Source organism: Mycobacterium sp. (assembly GCF_032159775.1).
Classification (GTDB): domain Bacteria; phylum Actinomycetota; class Actinomycetes; order Mycobacteriales; family Mycobacteriaceae; genus Mycobacterium.
Window position 1 is genome coordinate 45,774 of sequence record NZ_JAVHWK010000102.1, and the last position, 10,375, is coordinate 56,148.

The following is a 10,375-nucleotide window of genomic DNA, read 5'->3' on the forward strand; positions in this document are numbered from 1 at the left end:
CGCGCGCCGACGTCAGGCGGCCACGCTCGGACTTTCTTCGGCGCTGCGCCGTGTCCGCTGCCACGGCCATGTCATCAGGGCCCAGACGATGATGACTATCGCAACCTCGACCAGCAGATACACCGGCCACGGACCCAGTACGTCCAGCAGCGACGCGGTGGGCGGCTTCCTGTTGAGGTAGCCGTAGTTGGTTCCGGTGATCGCGTTGAAGGTGAACGTGAACGCCGCCCACCCCAGGGTCACGATGATCGCGAAGCGGTAGTCGCGCCACCGCGGCCGGTTTCGGCGTCCCCACGTGAGATAGATGGCCGACCACACGACGAGCACGTGCAGCGTGAAGAACGTGATGAAGAGATGGTGCGGGAAGTCTGGGGCACCTTCCTCCGGTGTGCCTATGTCTGGCGTGAACAACGCCTGAGAGTTCAGCACGAGGCCCCAGTAGTAACCGAGGACGAACGCCCAATGCCGTTGCGACCACAGGGCATACGCCGCGATCAGCTCCGCGATATCGCACAGTTGCAGCGGGATCGACGTGTCAAGATCTGGCCGCACCAGTTTGTATACGAACGCCACGACGAAGGCTGCGACGAGCAGAACTGCGAAGGCACGCCCGAACACCCGGGCCTGCGATTCGGATTGTCTGCGTCCGATCCAGACCAGCAGCACCGCGCCGACAACGAACAGCGCGAGCACCACCAGGTGCGATGGGCCGTACGCCGTGAATTCCCGCTGTGCAGAGTTCAGCTCGATCAACTCCTCGTTCATCGACAATGATGGCAGGCGACACCCACCGTCATCAGGATTACGAGCGGGAATGTCGGGGGCGCCGCTCGGGTCACGGGCATGTGACCTCGACCTCGAACTGCTGGTATTCGGGCCTTTTGCCGGGCACATCGCCGACCGCACCCTGGCCGACGATTCGGTAGCTCTTGCCTTCTTTCGTCACGTTCGGTTGTTCGACGTCCCGGTAGCGCCCTATCGACAGTGTGATGTCGGGAAGGGTGATCGCCAGCAGTGAAACGTATGCCGGACCCTCCGTGAGCGTCAGGTCTGCGATGAGTTGCGGGGGTGTTGCGGGGCCTGGTCCGGTTGTCTCCGGCCCGCCGACGGTGATGTTCAGCTCCCCCGTCGGCCCCAGAACACACACGACATCGCCCGTGATCTGTCGAGGTCGCCATCCCACGACAACCTTCGCCCCACCCGCTGATGCCGAGGAGTCGCCGGTCTGCGGACCCGCCGCCTTGCCCGACATGGACGAGGAACAGCTCGCTGCCGACGCGGCCATCACGGCGGCGGCCGCTATCGTGCCGATCCGCCGAACGGGCCGATGACGCAACACGGATGTCAGCGCATCAGGTCGCAATGCCGACGGCTCGCTCCAGATCGGCCAACGAGTCCTCGAGGTGGGTGAGCAGCCGCTGCAGGTGCGGAACGCTGCGGCGGCATCCGACGAGGCCGAAGTCGAGGTTGTCGGCGGTGTTGGTGATCGTGATGTTCAGGGCTTGTCCGTCCAACGCGATCGACAGCGGATAGTTGCCGTCGAGTCGGGCTCCGTTCCAGTACATCGGTTCACGCGCACCGGGGACGTTGGAGATGACGATGTTGAAAGGCGGCGGCGCCGACGACACGAACCCGGGCACCAACCCGAGCGCGATGCCGCCCGCCAGGAACCCCGACAGCGCGAGCGCCTGGCTGCGGGGAAGCTGTGCGAACACCTTCTTGTTGTCGCGCATCGAGGTGTTGATCGCGTCGAGTCGCTTGGCGGGGTCGGCGGTGTCAGTGGCCAAATTGCACAGGATCGTGCCGACCATGTTCCCGCCGGCGTCCTGCTCGTCCTTCGTGCGCAGGCTCACCGGAACCATTGCCACCAAGGGTGTTTCCGGCAACGCGTCGCGTTCGATGAGGTAGGCACGCAGCGCTCCCGAGCACATCGCCAGGACGACATCGTTGACGGTGACGCCGGCGGCGGACTTGATGGCGCGGATCCGCGCCAGCGGCCACGACTGCGCCGCCACCCGTCGCGCTCCGCCGATCGGCACGTTGAACATCGTCTTCGGTGCCCGAAACGGCAGGGTCAGTTGCTGTTCCAGGAGCGCAGCCCTGGTCACCGAAAGCGCCGAAGGAGCCAGGGAGGCGACCGATCCGACCGCTCCGGTGATCGACTGCAGCACTGAACGCGACTCGCTCGAGCCCTTGCTTCTGCGCTTCGGGCCCAGTGTCCACGGGACTCGGATCTCCCGGTCGTCGGGGTCCGGGGTCATCGAGCGGACCGTGAGGCGTTGTGCGGAGACACCGTCGAGAAGTGAGTGGTGGATCTTGGTGTAGATCGCGAACCGCCCGTCGTCGAGACCCTCCACGAGGTTCGCCTCCCACAACGGCCGGTGCCGGTCGAGCAGGGTGCCGTGCAACCGCGACACGAGCTCGAGCAACTCGCGGATGCGCCCGGGACGCGGCAATCCCGACCTGCGCAGGTGGTAATCGATGTCGACGTCGTTGTCGAACGCCCAGGCGACGTTGGAGATGCCGCCGAGAAGCCTGCCGGGGTGCTTCCTGAACGTGGGCTGAAAGTCGTCGTTTTTGACGATCGACTCGTGCAGATCGCGGATGAAGTCGGACCCGCTGCCCTCCGGAGGCTTGAAAAGCTGCAGACCCGCGACGTGCATCGGGTGTTCTCGGGATTCGCCGATGAGGAACATGGAATCGGTCGGCGAGATCAGCTTCATCGACGTGACGGTACCCTTCCCGCGGGAGGTGACGATGACGAACACAATTGGCAGGGTGGCCGGCAAGGTCGCGTTCATCACGGGTGCGGCACGCGGCCAGGGCCGCGAGCACGCCATTCGGCTGGCGGAGGAAGGTGCCGACATCATCGCCGTCGACGTCTGCGCCGACATCGGCACCGTCGGCTACCCCGGAGCGACGGAAGCCGATCTCGACGAGACCGCGGCACTGGTCGAGAAGCTGGATCGACGCATCGTCACCGCGAAGGCCGACGTCAGGGACCTCGATGGGCTTCGTGCTGCGCTGCAGCGCGGAATCGACGAGCTGGGCCGCCCCGATATCGTCGTCGCCAATGCCGGTATCAGCGGCACACCCTCCCCCGTCGCCCAGATCGACGAGTCGTCCTGGCAGACGATGCTCGACATCAATCTGACCGGCGTCATGCACACCACCAAGGTGGCCCTGCCCCATATGTCCGACGGCCGCGGCGGATCCATCATCCTGGTCAGCTCGATGCTCGGATTGCGGGGCGGCGGCTACATGGCGGGCTACGCCTCGGCCAAGCACGCCGTCGTCGGGCTGATGAACTCACTGGCCAATGAGCTTGCACCGCAGTGGATCAGAGTGAACTCGATCCACCCCGGCAACATCCGGACGCCGATGCTCGACAACGAATGGTTCCACCGCACCCTGCGACCCGACCTCGCTGAGCCGACGATGGACGACGCCGCCGCGGTGATCGGGCACTTTCACATGCTGCCCGCCCCACTGATCGAGGCCCGAGCAGTCAGCAATGCCGTGCTGTTCCTCGCCTCCGACGAGGCGAAGTACATCACCGGAGCGGCGCTGCCGGTCGACGCTGGAGCCGTCGCAAAGTTCTGACGGGTCAACACTTCTCGCGCAACCGCGCAGACACGGCCGCGGCGAAGGTATGCGTGTCCCCCGGCCAGCGCGCGGAGATGTAGTTGCCGTCGTCGACCACGAACGCCGGTCGCGAGTCGGTCGCGGTGTCTCGCGCCATACCCGACGTCTGGACGCGACGGTGCCGGGAATCGCTTTCGACATTGCGGAAGTCGCTCGGATTTTCCAGTGCGCGGGTGACTTCCTTCTGCACTGACATATGGCCGACGGGATCGCCGGGCTGCTCTGAGTACGTTCGGTAATAGTCGGGATCCCAGAATCTCGTGACGCGGGTCAACCGCCATGCCCGTCGTTCGAAATCCCAAGTCAGCGCGGTGGTCTTGCGGCCGTAGAGAACCGAGCGTCCCGTCGACGCATCGATGGACCGGGCTGCCAGGAGCACGCCGTGACAAATCGCGGCGACGAGCGTGCCGCGCGTGAACGCTTCGGCCACCAGGCGCTGCAACACCTTGCTGTCGATATAGCGGCGCATCCCACGTGCGCGGTGGCCGCCGGGAAGCACCAGGGCGTCGACGTCGTCGAGTCCCGCGTCGGCCCAGGCGATGGGGTTCTGGAACGCCGCCGAGTCCAGCATCTTCGCGTACGCGCTGCGGGCTTCGCGGTTGGCGCGCAGAATCCGTCCGACGCCGACCAGTCCGGACAGCCCGGGAACCTTCGACCACACATCGAGGCCGCGGCCCGACACCATGATGCCGTCCGCCGCACCGGGTCGGCCACTCTCGGTACTGAAGACCACGATGTGCCCCCGGCCGGTGAGGACCTGCCAGCTGACCGCGACCTCGGTCGGGTCGAAGTCCCTGTCTGGAATCGGTATCAGGACTGTGGCCATCGGTGACGATTGTGTCACCGCGGCGCGCTATGACCTCCAGCGGTCGACCAGGTCAGCCCACCGGCGAGAGACGGTCTTCTCCAGTTGATCGCGCCTACGACGGACGTTGACGTCGTTTGGTTCGATGGCGCCGATCGTCAGCCGCGCGATCTCGTCGACCTGGTCGCGGTCCAATCCGAATGACACCAAGGTGTCCAGGTCGCGGTCGGTGTCCAATTCGTCGGGCAACTGAGAGCGGGCGAGCAGCACCGCGGCGTTCTCCTCCCCGGCCTCCAACAGCATGGCAACCAGGTTCGACTTCTCCACCCTCATCGCGCGGCGGTCATACAGGCTGACGAATCGAGAGCTCAAGACCGTTGTCGCGCATGACAGTCCGGCACTCATCCGGGGTGTAGTCGAAGTTCTCCAGATCCTTGATGTAGGACGCAGGATCCGCCAAACCTTCGACATGGGGGAAGTCCGAGCCCATGATGATGCGCTTCACGCCGAGCAACTTGAGCAGGCTCGCCAATTCGTCCTCGTAGAACGGCGACACCCAGACGTGCCGCCGGAAGGTTTCGCGCGGGTCCTCCTTGTAGATCTGCGGAATCTGACCGTAGGACTTCGACAGCTTTTCGAACAGGTGAAACACCCACGCCGAACCACTTTCGATGGATGCCATCCGCAGGTTGGGGAAGCGGAGAAACAGGCCGTTGTGCAGATGGTTGGCGAACGTGTCCTGCAGTGCGTCCCCGGAGAACAGTGACCGGAATCCGAGGAGTGCCTGAAACGACATCATGTAGTCCGACTCGCCCCATGCCGGCATGAACTTCGAGTAGTACGTCTCGCCGGAGTGGTAGCACACCGTGATGCCCGAATCGTTGGCCAGCCGCCAGAAGTCGTCGAACATCGGATCGCCGGGCGCACGCATGCCGACGTCGGTCGTGATGGGTCCCGGCACCATCACTATGAATCGTGCGTCACGCTCCAGCGCCCACTCCAGCTCCCGGATCGCGTTGTCCGGTTTACACAGGGTGATGTAGGGCGCGCCGAAGATCCGCTCCTTGTATGCGAATCCCCAGTCCTCGTCCATCCAACGGTTGAAGGCGCGGAAGGTGGCGGCCGCGGCGTCCAGGTCCGGCAGTAGCGCCTGCTCCATACCCACGCCGAGGGTGGGAAGCAGGATGGCGCCCTGCATGCCCTGTTCGTCCATGAGAGCAAGCCTCGCGTCACGGTCGCGATATGCAGGACTGATCGGCTCGAGCTCACCGAACAACGCGTTCAAGTCCGCGCCTTTCGGGTTGCGGCCGCGGAAGTACTCGTCGAGCGCGCCGGGTTTACCGACGGGGTCGAACGTCGGGTTGGGAATGAAGCGGTTCACCCTGCCGCCGACGAGCAGCCGTTGCCTGCCGTCGAGCTGAGCCCACTGAATGGCTCGCTTCCGGTACTGCGGCTCGATGTGGCGGGTGAACGCGTCGACGGCCTCGTAATAGTGGTTGTCGCAGTCGAAGTACTTGAAGGGAAGCTGTGTCATCGTGGCGACATCCTTTCTGCGGTGGGCTGTTGGTCGTCTACTTGCGCGGCAGCCCGAGGATCATCGATGCGATGACCGTGAGTTGGATCTCCGGCGTACCACCGCCGATGAGTTCGGCGGGGGCGTCGAAGTAGGGCTGGAACACGGCCGGGTCGGACTCCTCCAGCATCGCGATGCGACCCGTGAGGCGCAGGGTTTCGGTGTGTGCTCGACGCAGCAGCGTGACCATCGCGTACTTGGCGATGCTCGAAGTCGGGCCTGCGCCCTGACCTTCGACGAGCCGCAGGGTTTCGCGTAGCACCAGCGCCTTGATCGCGGTTGTATAGGCCTCGACGTCGCCGAGAGCGCGGAGCGCCGCGTCCTGTTCTCGGCCGTCGACCTCCGCCATCCGCCGAAGGGCGTCGGCGCGATCGATGGTGACGTAGTTACCGATCGCCGTTCGTTCGACGGCCATCGTCGAGACGGCCAGCCCCCAGCCGCCGTCGGCCTCGCCGACGAGCATGTCGTCGGGCACGAACACGTCGGTGAAGAAGACCTCGTTGAACTCGGCGCGGCCGCTGGCCTGTTTGATCGGCGAGACCTCGATGCCCGGCGAGGTCATATCGATCAGGAAGTAGCCGATCCCACCGTGTTTCGGTGCATCCGGATCCGTTCGCGCCAGCATCGCCCCGAAGTGGGCCCGATTCGCCAGCGAGGTCCAGATCTTGTGTCCGTTGATGATCCATCCACCATCGACCTTGACGGCGCGGGTAGCCAGCGAAGCCAGGTCCGAGCCTGCCCCGGGTTCACTGAACAGTTGGCACCATTGTTGAACGCCACGCAGGATGGGCCCCGCGAACCGCTCACGTTGCGCGTTGGTTCCACTGTCGAGAATCGTGGGCAGAATCCACTCGGCGATGCCCAGCGACGGTCTGATCAGGTCGGGTCGCTTGTCGAACTCTTCGGCGATGATCACCTGTTGTACCGCGGATGCATCAAGACCCCACGGAGAAGCAAGGTTCGGCGCGACCAGGCCTTCGCGGGCCAGCAGATCCCGCTGCGACCCCGTGGCAAGACCGGGGTTTCTCACGTCATCGGACGGGTGGTCATTAGCCAGCGCCATCGCTTCATCCAGCGTTGCCGAGACCCGGGCACGAAACTCGGATTCGACGTCGCCGAGATTCACTGCAGTGGAACGCTTCTGCGTGCGGGCCAACTCCCCCACCTCCCGGCTCCACCGCGTCAGAGGTCCCAGCGATGCAGCCAGGCTGGTGGCGCGGCGCCAGTACAGATGGGTGTCGTGCTCCCATGTGTAGCCGATCGCACCGAACATCAGCAGCGCGTCAAGTACCAGGTCTGGCGCCGTACCGATCGCCATCAATGCGGCGGTGGCTGCGGCCATCCGGTGCTGTTCGATGGATTCGTCGGCCGCCCGTACCGCATCCCAGGCGGCCGCGGCGGCCAGTTCGGAGTTCACCAGCAGCACGGCCGCCTTGTGCTGCAGCGCCTGGAACGCACCGATGGGTCTGCCGAACTGCTCGCGGGTGCGGATGTATTCGGTCGCCGCGTCGGCGCAGTGACGCACAGTGCCCCCGGCTGCGCAGGCCGCGAACGCCAACACGATGCAGCGGACACGTTCGGTGGATATCCCGGACAAGGCGGCACTTGCCGGCACGGAGTAGTCGATGAGCTGGAGCACCCCCACGTCGGTACAGAGGTCGGTGCCCTGCTGCTCTACGACATGCAGGCCCGGCCCCGGAGAACGCGCGTCGAGCGTGAGCCACACTTCGGCGCCGTCACCTGTGCGCCCAGTCAGCAAAATATACTGGGCGCCAAGGATTCCCAACTGCGATCCGGACGAGCCGTTGAGCCGCCATCCGGTTCCTTCGGGGACAGCCTGGATATCGGAGTGCTCGGGCAGCACGACAACTGCGGTCGCGCCGGCGACCAGATCGGCGATGAGCGGCTCAGCAGGCGCCTGGGCGAGGCTCGCGACGGCGCTTGCGGTCGCCGTACTCAGCAGCGGGCCGGGCAGTAGCGCTGCGGCGGCCGCCTCGACCACACAGGCCATATCCGCGAGGTTTCCGCCTTGACCGCCGTCCCGCTCAGGCAGGTGCACCGCATGAAAGCCGCGCGCAACGAATTCCTGCCACCACGGCGGTAGTTCACCCGCTGCGATCGAGTCGAAGGATGCGCGGGTCTTGTCGATCGGCGCATGTCGGCCGGCGAACCGGCTGATGGCGTCGACAAGGTGTTCCTGCTCAGCCGTGATCGCGAGTGCCATCGTTTGTCAGCCGTCCAGACCAAGAATCCGAGCAGCGTTGCCGTACAGGAACTTCGGCCACACTTCGTCCTTGAGCGCGACGTTGGGAAGCTCACTGAAGATGCGCTCCAGCGACAGGCCCATCGGAAAATAACCGGCGTAGAGAACTTTGTCCGCGCCGCGAGAATTCGCATAGTCGACGATGGGCTTCGGGTAGTACTTAGGCGCAAATGCTGATGTCGAGTAGTACAGGTTGGGCCACTTCAGCATCAGCTTGACCGCCAGATCCTCCCACGGCTCGCAGCCGTGGCGGGTCACGAATACCAGATCGGGGAAGTCGAACATCACGATGTCGATGCGTGAAACCTCCTGCGGTGTAAACGGAACTCGCGGACCCGGAACACCGGCACAGACGAAGATCGGGATGCCGAGTTCGACGCAGGTGGCATAGATCGGATACATCTTCGGGTCGTCGATGGGCACTTGGGGAAAGGTTCCCGCGGGGAACACGGATGTCGCCCGGATACCGAACTGTTCGTACTCGCGACGGATCGCGTTCACCGACCCCATCACGTCGTTGGGGTCGACGAGAGCGCCGGAGGGTACGAAGCGGTCGGGAAACGTTTCGAGTGCGAGTTGGGCGGAGTCCTCGCCGACACCGATCATCGCCTTCTCGATGCCGAACCGGTCCATCTGCTGGAGCACCAGAGACACCGGGTCGTCCGTGGGCAGCCCGTTGGGCACGTCCTTGAACATGTATTCGACCGGGAACTCGAAGTCCTCCTTGGACTGGCGGTCCTTGGTCTGCTTACGGATGAAGTCGTATTGAGCGGACCCCGCGTGAGGAAACCCGATCATCGTGTCGATCACCGGCAGACCGACAGGTCCGGCCATGGAATCCTCCGATCGCGCAAGCGCACAGGGCCCACCGCGACCCCGGACAGTATTGAAACGTGGTTCTACTTGTGTCAAGGTAGCATGGCGTCGCTAGCTGCAGTTTCCGGCCGTTTTGCGGTAGCCGCTGGCATCTATATAGCGCAAATGAGAAGCGAGTTCTCGAATCCAGGACGGAGGCTAGACCGTCAACACTGATCGGTCTGAATCTGTCGTTCCGATGGCGGACATGACCAGCCGTCAGTTGATTCGGCGGGCCCAGGTCATCGAAGCGGTGGTCGAACTGATCGCCGAGGTGGGCGCCGAGGCGCTCCAGATGCGCGACGTGGCCCAACGGTCGGGAGTGGCGTTGGCGACCGTCTACCGCTATTTCAGCTCGAAGGACCACCTGCTCGCGGCGGCGCTGGAAGAGTGGCAGAAGCGGCTGACCCGTCGAATCCTTGCGTCGCGCGACCGAATTGATCAAGATCCCGACCCGCTGCGCGGTGTGCTGGACTACCTGCAACGAGCCCAGCGCGCGTTTCACCGCAACCCGGCGATGACCACGCTGATGTTTCAGACCGCGACATCGACCGATCCCGAGGCGAAGGCCACCATCGATCAGATGAATCGCACCAATACCGAGATGTTCAACCGACTCCTCGAAGGCGTTTCACCGGCCGACATTCCGAACATCACGTTCTGCCTGAACGCCGCGTTGAACACGGCACTCAGTGGTGTGCTCACCGGCATGATGACATTGGACGAGTCGCTGAGCCGAGTCGACTGGGTTGCCCGAGTTCTACTCGACGGCACCCGGACCTCCGGGTCTTCCGGGTAGCCGGTATAGCGGTTGGGCGCCAGCAGCGATGATAAGGCGCCCTGGGCCCCGGCCGGGCTGCATGTTCACGTAACCGACTACGGGCACCGCGGCAACTGTCACTAAGGCGGCGGGAACGTAGTCGTGGGATCCCGCGACAGCAGTGACAAGGGCCGACCAGAAAAGGTAGACCGGCATCGAGACCAGGGTCGCGACGGCCCACGCCGCCCACGAGTACCTATTTCGGTACCGATCCCACGCCCACTGCCATATCCGGTCCATGTCGGGAGATTAGGCCCGGATCGCCCGTTACGCTGCGCAAATGCCGACCACTGAGGCGCTGCTGCAAGAAATGCTCGATGAGTTTGCGCTGCGGAAGCTGGTGCACGCCTACTGTCGCGCCGTCGATCGCAGCGACTTCACGACGTTGCGGGATCTCTACCACGAGGACGCCAT

General features: G+C 64.4%; 11 protein-coding genes. 3 read left to right on the forward strand and 8 right to left on the reverse strand.

All coding sequences use genetic code 11. From position 1 onward, the window contains the following. Positions 1-12: 12 nt before the first annotated feature. The 3 genes from QOJ24_RS11295 to QOJ24_RS11305 form a co-directional block, all read right to left on the reverse strand. Positions 13-765, reverse strand: a complete 753-nt coding sequence (locus QOJ24_RS11295; RefSeq protein ID WP_526261115.1) for a YwaF family protein — start codon at positions 763-765, stop codon at positions 13-15. 70 nt (positions 766-835) lie between these two features. After that, entirely contained in the window at positions 836-1,339 is a 504-nt protein-coding gene (locus QOJ24_RS11300; protein WP_526261117.1) for a lipoprotein LpqH, read from the reverse strand. A gap of 13 nt (positions 1,340-1,352) precedes the next feature. Continuing rightward, complete coding sequence (locus QOJ24_RS11305; protein ID WP_526261119.1) at positions 1,353-2,723, reverse strand: WS/DGAT/MGAT family O-acyltransferase; 1,371 nt, start codon at positions 2,721-2,723, stop codon at positions 1,353-1,355. A 34-nt stretch (positions 2,724-2,757) separates the two neighbouring features. On the opposite strand from QOJ24_RS11305, the gene QOJ24_RS11310 reads away from it, so the two are divergent. Next, a complete protein-coding gene (locus tag QOJ24_RS11310) occupies positions 2,758-3,603 on the forward strand; it encodes a mycofactocin-coupled SDR family oxidoreductase (RefSeq protein ID WP_526261135.1) in 846 nt (281 codons plus the stop codon). Positions 3,604-3,607: 4 nt separating this feature from the next. Here the strand turns inward: QOJ24_RS11310 and QOJ24_RS11315 are convergent, their stop codons facing one another. The 5 genes from QOJ24_RS11315 to QOJ24_RS11335 are packed head-to-tail and all read right to left on the reverse strand — an operon-like array spanning position 3,608 to position 9,120. Beyond that, complete coding sequence (locus QOJ24_RS11315; protein ID WP_526261121.1) at positions 3,608-4,471, reverse strand: type 1 glutamine amidotransferase domain-containing protein; 864 nt, start codon at positions 4,469-4,471, stop codon at positions 3,608-3,610. Between the two features lie 27 nt (positions 4,472-4,498). Further along, positions 4,499-4,822 carry a hypothetical protein gene (locus tag QOJ24_RS11320; RefSeq protein ID WP_526261139.1) on the reverse strand — a complete coding sequence of 108 codons (324 nt, stop codon included), beginning with the start codon at positions 4,820-4,822 and terminating at the stop codon, positions 4,499-4,501. After that, positions 4,794-5,984, reverse strand: a complete 1,191-nt coding sequence (locus QOJ24_RS11325) for an amidohydrolase family protein (RefSeq protein ID WP_526261123.1) — start codon at positions 5,982-5,984, stop codon at positions 4,794-4,796. Before QOJ24_RS11325 ends, QOJ24_RS11320 begins: the two co-directional genes overlap by 29 nt. Positions 5,985-6,021: 37 nt before the next feature. Then, complete coding sequence (locus tag QOJ24_RS11330; RefSeq protein ID WP_526261125.1) at positions 6,022-8,247, reverse strand: acyl-CoA dehydrogenase family protein; 2,226 nt, start codon at positions 8,245-8,247, stop codon at positions 6,022-6,024. Between the two features lie 6 nt (positions 8,248-8,253). Continuing rightward, positions 8,254-9,120: an amidohydrolase family protein gene (locus QOJ24_RS11335; RefSeq protein ID WP_526261127.1), complete on the reverse strand. Its 867-nt coding sequence runs from the start codon at positions 9,118-9,120 to the stop codon at positions 8,254-8,256. 229 nt (positions 9,121-9,349) lie between these two features. On the opposite strand from QOJ24_RS11335, the gene QOJ24_RS11340 reads away from it, so the two are divergent. Together QOJ24_RS11340 and QOJ24_RS11345 are read left to right on the forward strand one after the other, a co-directional pair. Then, on the forward strand, positions 9,350-9,940 hold the full coding sequence (locus tag QOJ24_RS11340) for a TetR/AcrR family transcriptional regulator (RefSeq protein WP_526261129.1): 591 nt from the start codon (positions 9,350-9,352) through the stop codon (positions 9,938-9,940). A 331-nt stretch (positions 9,941-10,271) separates the two neighbouring features. Then, positions 10,272-10,375, forward strand: a 104-nt coding sequence (locus QOJ24_RS11345) for a nuclear transport factor 2 family protein (protein WP_526261137.1), incomplete at its 3' end; no start/stop codon positions are given.